Here is a 15,067-nt window from a genome sequence, read left to right as displayed (position 1 = left end):
GACACGCCCTCGTCATCTCAAACCGGGACATTCAACACTATCGCTCGGGCCGGGTGGCGCAAGAGGTTCAGTGGTCACCGCGATGCGGGGGTCGCCTCCGCCCCGTCGGCGGCGTCCGCGCTCTCGGCCGCATCCTCCGCTCGATCCGCTTCGGGAGGCGCTGTCTCCAGCCGCAGCAGCGGCGCCAGGATGGGGCCGAAGAGGGTGGCCGCGGTGATGGACCCCAGGGTGATGGCCCAGGCGACCGGGCCGAGCGGGGTGCAGTCGAAGAACTGGCTGACGCCCGGGGTCTGGATGATGGCCGCGAGCACCGCGGCCGAGCCCAGCCCGGCGATCAGGACGTGCCGGTCCAGGCCGCCCGTGGTCAGGGTCTGCGCCAGCTGGGTGCCGACCAGCGCGGCGAGCGCCACCGTACCGGCCCGGCGGCCTCTGCCGGTGACCCGGGCGCCGGTCCACGCCAGTCCGGCCCCGGCGGCCGTGATGACGCCCCGCAGCAGCATCTCCTTGGTCAGCGCCGCGCCCAGGGAGCGGCTGGGGCCCTCCTTGAGCAGCCGTTCGCCGGTGTGCCCGGTCGGCTCGCGCACCGCGATGGCGAGCGCGGGCGCGAGGTCGGTCAGCAGGTTGACCAGCATGATCTGACGGGCGCTCAGGGGTGTGGTGCCGGTCAGGGCGGAGGTGGCCACGCTGAAGGTGACCTCGCCGAAGTTGCCGCCGATGAGGATGGCGAGGGCCGCGCGCACCGAGGCCCACATGGCGCGCCCCTCCATCAGGGCCGAGACGATCGTCTCCAGGCGGTCGTCGGTGACGACCAGGTCCGCCGCGGCGGTCGCGGCGGGGGTGCCGCGCCGCCCCAGGGCGATCCCGACGTCCGCCAGCCGGATCGCGGGGGCGTCGTTGGCGCCGTCCCCGGTCATCGCGACCACCCGGCCGAGGCGCTGATACGCCTGGACGATCCGGACCTTGTGGTGCGGGCTGCACCGGGCGATCACGTCCACCGTCGGCAGCAGCTCGTCCAGTTCCGCGTCGTCCATCTCGTCCAGCTCCGGACCGGTGCACACCTTCGGCTCGGGGAGGTCCATGATGGGCGCCGCGATGGCGTCCGCGGTGGCGGGGTGGTCGCCGGTGAGCATCATGGTCTGCACACCGGACTCGCGCAGCCGCGCGAGGGCCGGGGCGGCGCTGGTGCGCACGGGGTCGGCGATGGCGATGAAACCGAGGAAGTCCAGGTCCCGAACGGCCTCGTCGGTCAGCTGCTCGCCCTCCCGCATCCGCCGCTCGGCCACCGCGAGCACCCGGCGCCCGGCGCCGGCCAGCTCCTCCGCGGTCTCGCCCAGCTTCCTGATGCCCTCCGCGTCCAGTTCGGTGGTCTGGCCGGTGCCCGGGGTGCGCCGCCGGGCGACCCGGTCCAGGACGCCCTCGGGCGCGCCCTTGACGCTGAGCAGCGGGCCGTGCACGGTGCGCCCGGTGGTGGCGTGGTAGGCGCGGGAGGGTTCGAAGGGCAGCGCGTCGGTACGGCGCCAGCGGGGCGCTCCGCGCCGCACCCCGACCCCCGCCCGGCGCGCCCCGACGCTCACCGCGCGGTCGGTCTGGTGCGCCATGGGCTCGGCCTGGCGGGCCGGCGGGGTCGCGCGCAGGGCGGCGGCGAGCACCGCCTTACGGGGCGCGTCGAGCCGGTCGGCGGGGAGCGGGCCGCCGCTGTCGCTGACGGCCGCGAGCTGGAGGTTGCCCTCGGTGAGGGTTCCGGTCTTGTCGAAGCACAGCACATCGGCGCGGCCGAGCGCCTCGATGGTGCGGGGGTTGCGGACCAGGGCGCCGAGGTCGGCCAGCCGGCGGGCGGCGGCCAGCTGGGCCGCGTTGACCAGGAACGGGAGCCCTTCGGGGACGGAGGCGACGGCCAGGTTGACGGCGGAGGCGAGGTTCTCGGTGAGCGGGAGGCCGTGCAGCAGTCCGGCACCGGCGACCGCGGCGGCGGACCCGAGCGCGATGGGCACGCTGGACCGGGTGAGCGAGGTCAGCCGCGCCTCGACCCCGGTGACGGGGGCGGCCTGGCGGGCGGTGGCCAGGCTCCGGCCGACCTCGGTGGCCGGTCCGGTGGCCACGACGACGGCCACGGCGCGCCCCGCGGAGACGGTGGTGCCCTCGTAGAGCATCGACCGGCGCTGGGTGATGTGCGCTCCGACGACCGGCGCCGAATCCTTGCTCACCGGGAGGGATTCGCCGGTCAGCGAGGACTCGTCGACCTCGAGTCCCTCGCCCTCGAGCAGCCGGCAGTCGGCGGGCACCACGTCCTCGGGGCCCAGCATGACGATGTCGCCGGGGACGAGGTCCCCGGCGGTCACGAGGCGTTCCGTACCGCCCCGGCGGACCCGGGCGCCGATCGCCGACCGGGCGAACAGCTCGGACAGCGCCCGCTCGGTCCTGACCCGCTGGAATCCGCCGACGAGGGCGGAGATGCCGGTGATGGCGGCCACCAGCGCGGCGTCGGTGCGCGAGCCCACGGCGGCGGCCAGGGCGGCCCCGGCGGCGAGGACCGGGGTCAGGGGGTTGGCCAGCTCCTCGATGAACGCGGCGGGCAGGGTGGTGCGGGTGGGCTCGCCACGGCGCGGCCCCAGCGCGGTGCGGGCGGTCGCCTCCTCCGGGGTGAGGCCGTCGGGGTCGGCGTCCAGGCGCTCCAGCACCCGGGGAACGGGCATCAGATGCCAGGGGATGGTGGTCACCGGCGGGTCCATGGGCCGGGCGAGGAGCTGGCGCGCCCGCCAGTGGCCCAGGGCGAAGGCCAGGGTCCCCGCGGTGGTGCCCGCCGCCGCCGCGCGGGCGGTGGTCTGGTTCGGGGCTGCCTGGAGGGCGGCCACCGCGCCGACGGCGCTGCCGCCCGCCGACAGCAGGGCGCTCTCCCGGTCGACCCGCGCGGCCACGCCCACGGCGTCCACGATGAGCCCGGCCGACTCCAGGTCGGCGCCGACGAGCAGATGGGCGCCCCAGGCCGGGGGCTCGCCGTCACGGTGCACGCCGACGCCGCAGTCGGCGGCTCCCAGGGCCCGGCGGTTGCCGGAGAGCAGCAGCACCACGGCGCCGTCGGCCTGCAGGGAGCGTACGGAGGCCACGAGGCGGCGGCCGGAGGGCACCACGGCGTCGGCGAAGGTGAAGCCCGTGGGATGGGGCCGGTCGGTGGCCAGGACGATGTGCGATCCCGCCCGGCGGGCGGCGGCCGCCACGGCCTCGGCGCCCGGCACGGTCTGCGGGGCGAGGCCCACCACCGCCTGGAGCCTGGGTCCCCGGGCCAGGCCGAGCACCCGCTCGCTGCCCCTGCGGCGGAGCCGTGCCGCGGTCTGCTGCCCGGTGCGGCCCGTCAGCTCCAGCCGGTCCAGGGAGCCGAGCACCCATCCGTTATCGTGGCGGGTCTCCAGGGGCTCCTCGGGGTCGAAGAGGCCGAAGAGCCGCTCGGCGGTCCGCTCGGGGTCGGCGCCGCCGAGGAGTTCCAGGTCGACGGGCTCGTAGCGGTCGCCGCGCAGCGCCGCCTCGTCCAGCACCACGGTGTCGACCCGCCCCAGCCGCCGCAGACTGCTGCGGTCCATGGCGAGGACGCCGCGCAGGGCGAGGAACTGGCCGACGCTGGTCGCGAACCCCTCCCGGCCGGCCCCCGGCGCCTTGGGCACGGACGAGAACGCGACCGCGAATCCGCGGCGCGGACCGGCGAACGGGGACGCGAGGACGCCGGCCGCGGCCCCTGCGGCCATGGAGCGCTCCGCGAAGCGCTCCACGGTGTCCTTGGGGGGCTTTCCGGGCCGCTCGACCACGATGGGCTCGGCCACCACGTCCTGGGGGCCGAGCACCAGCTGTGGCTCCATCGCCGCCCAGGCCCGGCCCTCCGCCTCCGCCTCCCGCCACAGGGCCATCCGCTGGATGAGGTCGAGCGCGAGCCCTCCGCCCCGGGTGGCCACGCCCTGGGCCAGCGCGGTCAGCACCGGCAGTGCCGCCTCGGTGGGCTGCCCGCGGGTGACGGCCAGGGCCAGCCGCCGCAGGCGGGGGTGGTTCTGGATGATGGACAGGGTCGCGGCCACCTCGGTCGGCAGTTTGAGCCACGGGGCGAGACGCAGGGCGGTGGCGACGCTCAGCCCCACGACGTCCGCCGCCACGACGGCCAGCGACTGGGCCTCCTTCGCACCGCCGGACGGGTGGCGCGGCTCCGGGGCCCACTCGTCGAACTCCTCGGTGGGCGCGACGGGCTCCTGGACCTCCGCGCGCTCGATCCGTGCGATCAGGTCCTGCTCGGACGGGGGCGGTTTGCCCACGGCCACCACGACCCGCTCGGAGGGCGCGTTGACCCGTGCCCACCGCACCCGCGGATGCTCCTCGAGGGCCCGTTCCACCCGGCGGGCCACCTGCTCGCCCCCGATGCCGTGCACCCCGCGGACCTCGATGTAGTACCGCCCCGGGTAGGACCAGACCCCCCGCTGGGAGGGCCGGACCAGCCGCCCGACGGCTCCGGCGGCATCCCGCATACCCGCGGCCACACCGGCCTTGATGGGCGCGAGGAGCTGCAGGGGTGGCAGGGGCAGCAGCCGCAGGGGCGCCAGGGGCAGACGCAGCGGTGACAGCGGTGACAGCGGTGACATCGAGGGAACCTCCGCTCCCCGGGCGGCCTGCCCGATCCATCCCTATTACCCTGAAATAGGAAGAAGATTCAATCCGGCATCACCGTGTGGACGTGAGACCAGTGACCACTCCCGCTACTTCACGCAAGCGCGGCTCCACGACAGCCGCGAAGAAGACGGCACCGGGGCGCGGCGGCGGCAAGTCGACGAAGCCCCGGACCGCGGCAGCCACGTCGGCCACGTCGAAGTCTTCGCAGACGAAGAAGGCGACGAAGACCACCAGGCCATCGAAGACCACGCAGCGGCAGCGGACGGCGAAGGCCGCCAAGGGCGCCATGGAGACGTCGCGCAGCAACGGCCGGCGCAGCCTGACCCTCACGGTGCCCACGCTCGACACCATGGGTCACGCGACGAAGGAGACGCTCGACACCGTCGGGCACGCCACCAGGGGCACCCTCGACACCGTGGGTCACGCCACGAAGGAGACCTTCGACACGGTCGGCCACGCCACCACCCGTGCGACCGGGGGCGCGGCCAGGGTGGCGCTGAAGCCGGTCGAGATGGCCCGCCGGGTGCTGCCCGCCAAGGGCGGACTCCCGCTGTACGTGGGGCTCGGCGCGCTGGGTGCCGTGGAGGTCATCGAATGGCCGGTGGCCGTCGGCATCGGGGTAGGTTATGCGGTGCTGCGCAAGGGCGGCATCATGGCCCCGCCGGCCGAGAGGGGCACCGAAGGCCGCACCGAGGGCCGCACCGAGGGCCGCGCCGAGGGCCGTTCGAAGAGCAGCCGTTCCAACAGTCGCGCCAAGACGCGCAAGTCGGCCAAGGCCGCGGCGTAGCGCTCCTACCAGCGGCTCCCGCCTCCCGCCGGTTCCGTCCGCAAAGCGGGCAGAAAGCGGGCACAACTCTGTTGGAAACGGGCACCCCACAGTCACTGTAGCGTTGGTATACACCAGGAAGCGGATCTAACACCCGTCACTGAATTCCCCCTGGGGTCCGGCGCATTGCGTGGCCCGCTGTGCGCCGACCCTCCGTCACCTGGGGGTTCACCCGAGACGGACTGACCACTCCGTCACGAACCGACTGAAAGCGGTGACTCCTCTTGGCCCTCCCCCACAGTGCTCAGAGTGCCCCTCGAGTGCCCGGACAGGCAGTGCCCGCCGCCGCCTCGCGGCACGCCACCGGAATGGCCACGCTCGCCCCCGACCTCCGTGTGATGGCCGGGGACGAGGACTTCTGCCGACATTTCGGCGCATCCTCTGCTGAGTTGTGCGGCCGTAGCCTGTTCGACCTGCTGCACCCCAGCACCTCCCCCGTCCTGCGGGAACACTTCTCGCGGCTGCACGACGGCAGGCGCACCCGCTTCACCGAGCGCGTCCTCGGCTGCCACTCACGCGGCCAGGTGTTCTCGGGCAAACTGACCGGCACGGCCATCCAGGGCCGTTCCGACCGGCTCTCGGCCATCGTCGTGATGGTCAAACCGGATGACGGCCGACCCGAGGAGCCACCCGCCGCCACCGGCCAGAAGCTGCTCTCGCCGCTGGAGGCCCGGATACTCGAGGGAGTGGCCACCGGCGCGTCGACCGTGCAGATGGCCGCCAAGCTCTACTTGAGCAGACAGGGCGTCGAATACCACGTGGGATCGATGCTGCGGAAGATGAAGGCACCCAACCGGGCCGCCTTGGTCTCGCGCGCCTACGCGGCGGGCATGCTGACCGTGGGCACCTGGCCGGCCCGGGTGCGTCCGGAATTCATCAAATGAGGCCGAGCATGTGACACCACGTCACTCCGACAGGCCCGGGGCGGTGCCGCCCCGGGCCTGTCGGTTTCGGCCACCCCGCCCCTACCGGCCGGTACTCACGGGCCCGGCGTGGGACGCCTCCGCCGCTCAGTACTCTGGGACGGCCATGCGTTCACTCCCCCACGCGTCGCGCACCGCGCGACAACGCCCCCGTCCCCGGCTGCCACACGGCCTGCTGTCCGCCGTGGCGGCCGCGTGCGCCATCGTGACCGCCGCGGGGTGCGCGGCCCAGTCCGGGGTGCGGGACGACGGCGCGGCGCCCTCGCTGTCGGCACCGGCCAGCGCGGTTCCGCTGTGGCCCCACTACACTCCCTCGGCCGCGTCGTCGCCCCGTCAGAAGCCGGACTTCGACCGCTATCTGCCGGTGAGCAGACTCCGGCTGCCCTCGGGCGGACTGACCGCCGTCTCCGCGCAGGCCCTGCTGCTCAACGACCCCAACGTGCCGGCGCTGGTGCAGAAGGAGATCTCCGTGTGCCCGGGCAGTGGCGACTGCCCGCTGCGGAGCGCCGTCCACCGCGATCTGACCGGCGACGGCAAGGACGAACAGGTGGTGGCGGTCGATCTGCCGAGACTCGATCGGACGCTGCTTCAGGTCTACACGGCCTCGGGCCGCACGGTCCGCCCCGTGCTGATCTACTGGGGCCCGCCGGGTCTCACCGGCGAAACCTTCGGCCGCGATCTGCTGATCAGCGCAACCGGCGAGGACGGCCGGGTCACCACGCGCTTCCGCTGGAACGGCCGCGTCATGGCGGCCGTGACGCCCGAGAACGGCGCGGGCGCCCGGGCGACCGAGCCGGGGGCCGACCCCGAGGCCGTACCGGAACCACTGGAGGCCGTACCGGAACCACTGCCGGACGGCGCCGTCACGGCGGCCCCGGGCCCCCGTACGGAGAAGAGGGCGACGCGATGACCACCGGCTTCCTCCCACCCGGCCCCGCCCCGGGCACCGGCTCCCCGACCGAGGCGCATCTGCTGCTCGTCGAGGACGACGAGGTGATCCGCAATACGGTGCGGATGGCCCTGGAGCGCTACGGCTTCACGGTGTCCACCGCGGGCGACGGTCTCACCGGGCTGGAGATTTTCCGTGAGAAGCAGCCCGATCTGCTCCTCCTGGATGTGATGCTGCCCGAGCTGGACGGCATCGGACTGTGCCGCAGGGTCCGCGAGTTCAGCCTGGCGCCGATCCTGATGATGTCCGCGCGCGGGGATACCCTCGACGTCGTCTCCGGTCTCGAAGCGGGTGCCGACGACTATGTGATCAAGCCATGCGAGAGCGCGGTCCTGGTGGCCCGTATCCGCTCGCTGCTGCGCCGCGCCTCCTTCACCCCCGCGGCCCGCGCCCCGCACGCCGAGACGCGGAACGGGGCCGTGGAGCCGTACGGCGCGGCCGGGCTGGACACCCTCGTCTTCGGCGATCTGACCATCGACACCCTCGGCATGGAGGTGCGCCGCGCGGGAGAGCCGCTCGCCCTGACCCCCACCGAACTGCGGATGCTGCTGGAGTTCGCCGGCTCGCCCGGTGTGGTGCTGGAGCGCCGTACGCTGCTCAGCCGGGTCTGGGACCACGCGTGGCAGGGCGACACCCGGGTGGTCGACCTCCATGTGCAGCGGCTGCGGGCGAAGATAGGCGCCGAACGGATCGAGACGGTCCGCGGCTTCGGATACAAGCTGCGGCGCTGAGATGACGCTGAGATGGCGGATCGTGGCCCTGGTGGCGGCCGCGACCTGTGCCGCGGCGGCCGCGGTGGGGGTACTGGTGCACCACGCCTCACGCGACCGCGAACTGTCCCAGGCGCGCGACGGGGCGCGGACCACGCTCGACCGTGCCGCGCTCAGCTACGCCCGCACCGGCGGCGTCCAGGGCTCCGGGGCGGTGATGGACGCACCCGGGCTGCCCCCGGGGCTGCGGCGGCTGGTGAAGAAGGGCCATCAGGGGACCGAGTACACCACCGGCCCGGACGGGCCCGCGATGTGGGCGGCCCGGCCCGCCGACGGCCAGATCCTGTCCGTACGCGTCGACATGAGCACCGCGATGCGCAACATCGGCGCGCTGGACACCAACATCATCCTGGCCGGGCTGATGACCACCGCCGTGGTGCTGCCCCTGGGCGTGCTGACCGCCGAGCGGATGAGCCGGCGGCTGCGGCTCGCGGCGGCCACCGCGCGGCGGATCGCGGCCGGGGACCTGGACGCCCGGATCTCCGCCGCCGCCCGCCCGCACGACGAGATCGCCGAGATCTCCGGGGCCGTGGACTCGATGGCCGCCGCGCTGCAGGAGCGGCTGCTCGACGAGCAGCGGTTCACCGCCGATGTGGCGCATGAGCTGCGTACCCCGCTGATGGGCCTGGTCACCGCCGCCGAGCTGCTCCCGCCGGGGGAGGCGGCCGGGTATGTGCGCGACCGGGTGCGGGTGTTGAGCACACTGGTCGAGGATCTGCTGGAGATCTCCCGGCTGGACGCGGGCGCCGAGGAGGCCGATCTGTCCCCCTGCCCCCTGGGGCCCGTGCTCGACGAGGCCATCGCCGGCACCGGGCTGTCGGCACACCTGCGCACCGACGGGGCGAAGGACGGCGAGCCGCGGGACCCCACGGACGGCCCGAAGGTGTGGACCGACCCCCGCCGGCTGACCCGCATCGTCACCAATCTCGTGGTCAACGCCCATCGCCACGGCCGCGAACCGGTCGAGGTGACGGTGGCGGCGGACGGCCGGACCGTAACCGTCCGCGACCATGGCACCGGCTATCCGGACGATCTGCTGGAGAAGGGCCCGCAGCGGTTCCGCACCGGAGTCCGGGAACGGGGCCGGGGCCACGGTCTCGGGCTGACCATCGCGGCGGGACAGGCTCAGGTCATCGGCGCCACGCTGCGGTTCGGCAACGCACCGGACGGCGGCGCGATCGCCACGCTGCGCCTGCCCGAGCGACCCGAGCCCGGACCGATACACGGCTGATACACCATCGAGCGGAAGTCGAGAAGCGGCCGAGCCCCGGCCGAGATCGCCCGTTGCCGTTTCGAAGATCTTCGCTGAGGAGGATGTGCGCCGACCCCCGCGAATCCTCGCGGCCGGGATCGACAGAGGAGCAATCGGCATGGCAGGTCCCCTCACGGCACTACGCGAACGGTTCACCCCGGACTCGGAGCAGGCGCCGCGGGACACCAGACCCCCTGGCCGACAGCGCGGCGCGAGGAGACGCGGAAAGCCGAAGCGGACCGGCATCCGGCGGTTCCTCACCTGGCGGAAGCTGATCGCCTATGTGGCCGGCCTGTGCGCCCTGCTGATCGGGGCGTTCACCGTGCTCTACTACTCCATCGACGTTCCCAAGGCCAACGCCCAGGCGAAGGCGCAGAGCAACGTCTACAAGTACGGCGACGGCACGATCCTCGCCCGCACCGGTGAGATCAACCGCGAGATGGTCACCCTCGACCGGATCCCCACGGGCGTGCAGCACGCGTTCGTCGCGGCGGAGAACAAGTCCTTCTACAAGGACCCGGGCGTGGACCCGATGGGCATTCTGCGAGGGCTGGTCAACACCGTGGCCGGCAAGGGCACCCAGGGCGGGTCGACCATCACCCAGCAGTACGTCAAGAACTACTACCTGAGCCAGGAACAGACCGCCAGCCGCAAGATCAAGGAGCTGGTGATCTCCCTCAAGGTCGACCAGCGCAACTCCAAGGAGGACATCCTCGCGGGGTATCTGAACACCAGCTACTTCGGCCGCGTGGCCTACGGGATCCAGGCCGCCGCCCGCGCGTACTACGACAAGGACGTCGACGACCTCACGGTCGAGCAGGGCGCGTATCTGGCGGCGCTGGTGCAGGCCCCCAGCCAGTACGACTGGGCCGTCGCGAGCCCGAAGGCCAAGCGCCTGGTCACCCGGCGCTGGAACTACGTGCTGGACAACATGGCCGACATGCACTGGCTGGACCCCACGGAGCGCGAGCACATGCGCTTCCCCGTGCCGGTCGACCCCAAGCCCGCCCCCGGTCTCGGCGGCCAGGCCGGCTATCTGGTGGACGCGGCCCGCAATGAGCTGATCGCCTCGGGCGTCAGCGAACAGGAACTCGCCGCGGGCGGCTGGACCATCACCCTCAACGTCGACCCGGCCAAACAGCGGGCGCTGGAGAAGACGATGCGGCAGGGCCTCGACGGCTCCGCCAAGGGGAAGCCGCGGGCGGCCGGTTCCGCCGAGGAGAAGCAGACCCGCGCGGACGCCGCCGCCACCCAGGGCGGCGCGGTCTCGATGGACCCGAAGAACGGGCGGATCCTCGCGCTCTACGGCGGCCGGGACTACACCCGGCACTATCTGTCCAACGCGACCCGCGGCGACTACCAGGTGGGCTCCGCCTTCCAGCCGGTCACCGATGCCGCCTTCATGGACGCCAAGATGCGCAACGGACCCGCCGCCGGCGGACTGTCCGAGATCAAGCGCACCGCCCGGGCCCTCGGCATGGACACCGACGGGGGCTTCGACACCAAGGAGTCGGTCGGGCTGGGGCTGATGGGTTCGAGCCCGCTGAAGATGGCCGGTGTCTACGCCTCGTTCAACCACCAGGGCAAGCGGGTCACCCCGAGCATCGTGAAGTCCGCACGGCGCGGCGACGAGACGGCCGGGCCGCCGGAGGCGGTGGGCGATCAGGCGATCGCCCCGGCGGCGGCCCAGCAGATCACCCGGAGTCTCATCATGGACGGCGGCAAGGACGCGGTACGCGCCGTCAGGCGGACCTCGGCGGGCAAGGGCGGGGTCTCCGACGACAAGAGGGCGGCCTGGTACGTCGGTTACACCCCGGACCTGGTCACCGCGGTCGCCCTCTTCGGCGAGGACGCCGAGAAGCGGAAGCAGATCCGGCTGAAGAACGCCAGTGCCCAGCGGGTCGCCGAGCTCTGGAGCGACTACACCGACCAGGCGCTGCGCCATGCGCCCGCGGCCTGGTTCGACTTCGGCCCCGAATCCGGGGCGATTCCGAACCCGGCCCAGAAGGGGCTTACCAGACGGTGAGGGCGGCGGCGAAGCCGCCGGTCAGGGTCGCGGCCCCGAGGAGGCAGACCAGGAGCAGCCGGCGCCGCAGCGTGCGGTAGACCTCCTGGTACTCCGCCCGCAGCTCCTCGCAGCGCCGCACCACCTTGCGCAGGGTCTCCTCGGTGACGGCCAGCTGGTCCTGGAGGTAGAGCCGCTCGACCTCCGCCCGCTGGGCGGAGGTCAGCCAGTCGAGCCGCGCGGTGAGGCGGCGGGCCCGCTCCCGGGCCGCGTCCCGCTCCGTCTGCAGCAGCAGATAGCCCTCGATCTGGTTGATTCCGGCGGCGATACCGGGGGGCTCGGCGGCTCTGGCCATACTCACGCCACACTCTCCTTCTGGCCGACATCGGGATGGTGCAGATCGAACGCGGGGGATTCGGAACGGATCTTCGGCAGGCTGACGAAGTTATGGCGCGGCGGCGGGCAGGAGGTCGCCCATTCCAGGGAACGGCCATATCCCCAGGGGTCGTCGGTGACGACCTTCTCGCCGTACTTGGCAGTCTTCCAGACGTTGTAGAGGAACGGCAGGAACGACAGGCCGAGGACGAAGGAGCTGATGGTCGAGATGGTGTTCAGGGTGGTGAAGCCGTCGGCCGCCAGGTAGTCGGGAATTCTGCGGAGCATTCCCTCGGCGCCCAGCCAGTGCTGCACCAGGAACGTGCCGTGGAAGCCGAGGAAGAGGGTCCAGAAGGTGATCTTTCCCAGCCGCTCGTCGAGCATCTTGCCGGTGAACTTGGGCCACCAGAAGTGGAATCCGGCGAACATCGCGAAGACCACGGTCCCGAAGATGACGTAGTGGAAGTGGGCCACCACGAAGTAGGTGTCCGAGACATGGAAGTCCATCGGCGGCGAGGCCAGGATCACGCCGGTCAGGCCGCCGAAGACGAAGGTGATGAGGAATCCGATCGCCCAGAGCATCGGCGTCTCGAAGCTCAGCGACCCCTTCCACATCGTGCCGATCCAGTTGAAGAACTTGATACCGGTGGGCACCGCGATCAGGAACGTCATGAAGGAGAAGAACGGCAGCAGCACACCGCCGGTGACATACATGTGATGTGCCCAGACGGTGACCGAAAGGCCCGCGATGGAAATCGTCGCCGCGATGAGCGAGATATAGCCGAACATCGGCTTCCGGGAGAAGACCGGAATGACCTCGGAGATGATGCCGAAGAACGGCAGGGCGATGATATAGACCTCCGGATGGCCGAAGAACCAGAAGAGATGCTGCCAGAGCAGCGCCCCGCCATTGGCCGCGTCGAAGACATGCGCGCCGAATTGGCGGTCCGCCTCCAGGGCGAACAGCGCGGCGGCCAGCACCGGGAAGGCCAGCAGCACCAGTACACCGGTCAGCAGCACGTTCCAGGTGAAGATCGGCATGCGGAACATCGTCATGCCCGGAGCGCGCATGCAGATGATCGTGGTGATGAAGTTGACCGAGCCGAGGATGGTACCGAAGCCGGAGAGGGCCAGACCCATGATCCACATGTCCGCGCCCGCCCCCGGCGAGCGCACCGCGTCCGACAGCGGGGAGTAGGCGAACCAGCCGAAGTCGGCCGCGCCCTGCGGGGTCAGGAACCCGCCCACCGCGATCAGCGAGCCGAAGAGATACAGCCAGTACGCGAACATGTTCAGCCGCGGGAACGCCACATCGGGCGCACCGATCTGCAGCGGCATGATCCAGTTGGCGAACCCCGCGAACAGCGGGGTGGCGAACATCAGCAGCATGATCGTGCCATGCATCGTGAACGCTTGGTTGAACTGCTCGTTCGACATGATCTGCAAACCCGGCCGGGCCAGCTCGGCGCGCATCAGCAGCGCCATCACCCCGCCGATGCAGAAGAAGGCGAACGAGGTGATCAGGTAGAGCGTGCCGATCGTCTTGTGATCGGTGGTGGTCAGCCAGCTGACGGCCGTGGACCCTGGGCCGGGGCGGCGCGACGGCGGGGCGGCCGGCGCCGCCGCGGCAACGGTGTTGTTCCTCATGACCGCTAGGTGTCCGGCACCCCTCGAACCGTCACCGCGCGAGCTGTTGCCTATTTCTCGCTCCGGGGTGTGATGATCCGAGGTGTGCCGGACACCTTCGGATCATGAGCACCGACGACGCCTTCGACGCCGCCTACCGTGAGCATTACTGGGCGGTCAGCCGTTTTGTGGCACGGCGGCTGGACGACCAGGCGTGGGAGGTCGAGGAGGTGGTCGCCGAGGTCTTCGCGGTGGCCTGGCGGCGCCGGGCCGAACTGCCCGAGTCACCGCTGCCGTGGCTGTACGGGGTGGCCCGGCACTGTCTGGCCAACACCGTGCGCGGCAAGGGCCGTTACCGCAGGCTGCTGGCCAAGCTGGGGCACCACGAGGTGACGCGCGGTGGGCGCACCGTGGCGAGCCCGGACACGGAGCGGCCGGGTTCCTGGGTGCTGGAGGCGCTGGCCCGGCTCGCCGAGGCCGACCAGGAAGTGCTGCGGCTGACGGCGTGGGAGGAGCTGACCGTCGAGGAGCTCAGCACCGTGCTGGGGTGCGGCCGGTCCGCCGCGGCGATGCGGCTGCACCGGGCTCGGCGGCGGCTGCGGGAGCAGATAGAGACCCTGCGCCGGGACGACCGGGTCTCGCTGGGGTGCACGAGCGGCAAGAGCGACATGGCCGACTGGGCTGACAGGGCCGACAAGGCCCACAAGGGTGGACACGCATGACCGACGAACTGGATCTGCTCCGCGAGGCCGACCCCGTGTCCGCCGACACCGGCCCCTGGCGGGACCGGCCGCTGGACGCGCGCGCCGAGCTGCTGCTGCGGCGGCTGCCGTCCCGGGACCAGGGGCGCCGTACCGTCCGGCGCGCGGTCTGGAGCCTGGAGGCCGTGGCGGCCGCGACGATCCTCGCCCTCGCGCTGACCGTCTCGGGCACCGGCTCCTCCCCCGCCGTGGCCGCGCCCAGACCACTGGTGGCACATGCCTCCCGTGCGGATGTGCCGCTCGCCGAGATCCTCCGGCGGGCACGGGCCGCGGCCGAGGACTCCTCCGAGAGGAGCCGGCGCGGCAGCCATCTGCGGACCTGGTCGCTGAGCATGGAGTCGGGGAAGGACGCGGTGACTCTTCCGCAGGAGTCCCTGAGCCGTTGGAACGCGGACGGCAGCGGTTCGCTCCTGGAAGTGGCCGTCGATCCGCGCCACCCGGACCGCCCGGTGATCACCGACGGTACGCCGCCACGCGCGGTCCACGACGGCAAGGTGCTGCGCGATGAGAAGTATCCGGCCGGTATCAACGGCGCCAACGAGAGCTACTTCGAGGATCCTCCGGCCGGGGCCCCGGAGCTGCGCGCCTATCTCGCCGTCTGGTCCCCGGGCGCGGACCGCGACCCGGCGGAGCTGATCTCGGCCATCGAGTCGTTTCTCGCGGTGTGGACTCCCGGTCCGCGCCAGCGGGCGGACATCGTCACCCTGCTGTCCCGGATCGAGGGGCTGCGCCCGGCGGGCAAGGTCATCGACCGGCTCGGCCGGGAGGGGCAGGCGTTCCGGTTCACCCCCGCTTCCGCCGGGATGCGGAAGCTGATCGTCCTCGATCCGGACGACGGCAGCGTGCTGGACGTCGAGGAGACCGTCACCCGGGACGATCCGGAGTACAGGCTGAAGGCGGGCGACGTGATGTCCTACAAGGCGTGGGTGTCCTGAT

12 protein-coding genes are annotated in these 15,067 nt (G+C 72.2%); 8 read left to right on the top strand and 4 right to left on the bottom strand.

The features are described 5' to 3' along the window. Window positions 1-74: 74 nt before the first annotated feature. Window positions 75-4,616, bottom strand: a complete 4,542-nt coding sequence (locus tag AS97_RS40595; protein ID WP_210566638.1) for an HAD-IC family P-type ATPase — start codon at window positions 4,614-4,616, stop codon at window positions 75-77. 79 nt (window positions 4,617-4,695) lie between these two features. Next, the gene (locus tag AS97_RS40590) at window positions 4,696-4,983 is read right to left on the bottom strand and encodes a hypothetical protein (RefSeq protein ID WP_161500355.1); all 288 of its coding nucleotides are present in this window, start codon (window positions 4,981-4,983) and stop codon (window positions 4,696-4,698) included. Between the two features lie 10 nt (window positions 4,984-4,993). Here AS97_RS40590 and AS97_RS40585 point away from each other — a divergent pair, with 10 nt between their 5' ends. The 6 genes from AS97_RS40585 (at window position 4,994) to AS97_RS40560 (ending at window position 11,390) form a co-directional block, all read left to right on the top strand. Further along, window positions 4,994-5,431 carry a hypothetical protein gene (locus AS97_RS40585; protein WP_210566637.1) on the top strand — a complete coding sequence of 146 codons (438 nt, stop codon included), beginning with the start codon at window positions 4,994-4,996 and terminating at the stop codon, window positions 5,429-5,431. A gap of 299 nt (window positions 5,432-5,730) precedes the next feature. Further along, window positions 5,731-6,354, top strand: coding sequence for a LuxR C-terminal-related transcriptional regulator (locus AS97_RS40580; protein WP_236669647.1), 624 nt, complete (start codon window positions 5,731-5,733; stop codon window positions 6,352-6,354). Window positions 6,355-6,499: 145 nt separating this feature from the next. Continuing rightward, on the top strand, window positions 6,500-7,303 hold the full coding sequence (locus tag AS97_RS40575; RefSeq protein ID WP_125758540.1) for a hypothetical protein: 804 nt from the start codon (window positions 6,500-6,502) through the stop codon (window positions 7,301-7,303). Next, complete coding sequence (gene cseB, locus AS97_RS40570; protein ID WP_197049106.1) at window positions 7,300-8,073, top strand: two-component system response regulator CseB; 774 nt, start codon at window positions 7,300-7,302, stop codon at window positions 8,071-8,073. Before AS97_RS40575 ends, cseB begins: the two co-directional genes overlap by 4 nt. 1 nt (window position 8,074) lies before the next feature. Next, window positions 8,075-9,343 carry a HAMP domain-containing sensor histidine kinase gene (locus AS97_RS40565; protein WP_086706751.1) on the top strand — a complete coding sequence of 423 codons (1,269 nt, stop codon included), beginning with the start codon at window positions 8,075-8,077 and terminating at the stop codon, window positions 9,341-9,343. 139 nt (window positions 9,344-9,482) lie between these two features. Continuing rightward, window positions 9,483-11,390 carry a transglycosylase domain-containing protein gene (locus AS97_RS40560; RefSeq protein ID WP_210566636.1) on the top strand — a complete coding sequence of 636 codons (1,908 nt, stop codon included), beginning with the start codon at window positions 9,483-9,485 and terminating at the stop codon, window positions 11,388-11,390. Here AS97_RS40560 and AS97_RS40555 read toward each other — a convergent pair. Both AS97_RS40555 and ctaD read right to left on the bottom strand, forming a co-directional pair. Next, entirely contained in the window at window positions 11,377-11,724 is a 348-nt protein-coding gene (locus AS97_RS40555; RefSeq protein ID WP_063804884.1) for a hypothetical protein, read from the bottom strand. The two genes, AS97_RS40560 and AS97_RS40555, sit on opposite strands and share 14 nt — an antisense overlap. A 2-nt stretch (window positions 11,725-11,726) precedes the next feature. Beyond that, window positions 11,727-13,391 (bottom strand): cytochrome c oxidase subunit I, encoded by a 1,665-nt coding sequence (gene ctaD, locus AS97_RS40550; RefSeq protein ID WP_125758538.1) that lies wholly within the window; start codon window positions 13,389-13,391, stop codon window positions 11,727-11,729. A gap of 104 nt (window positions 13,392-13,495) precedes the next feature. Here ctaD and AS97_RS40545 point away from each other — a divergent pair, with 104 nt between their 5' ends. Both AS97_RS40545 and AS97_RS40540 read left to right on the top strand, forming a co-directional pair. Beyond that, window positions 13,496-14,092 (top strand): sigma-70 family RNA polymerase sigma factor, encoded by a 597-nt coding sequence (locus AS97_RS40545; RefSeq protein WP_210566635.1) that lies wholly within the window; start codon window positions 13,496-13,498, stop codon window positions 14,090-14,092. Further along, window positions 14,089-15,066: a CU044_5270 family protein gene (locus tag AS97_RS40540; protein WP_086706748.1), complete on the top strand. Its 978-nt coding sequence runs from the start codon at window positions 14,089-14,091 to the stop codon at window positions 15,064-15,066. Before AS97_RS40545 ends, AS97_RS40540 begins: the two co-directional genes overlap by 4 nt. The last annotated feature ends 1 nt before the right edge of the window (window position 15,067 follow it).

This window comes from Streptomyces sp. AgN23 (assembly GCF_001598115.1).
Taxonomy (GTDB): Bacteria; Actinomycetota; Actinomycetes; order Streptomycetales; family Streptomycetaceae; genus Streptomyces; species Streptomyces antimycoticus.
This window is presented reverse-complemented; position numbering and strand designations above follow the sequence as displayed.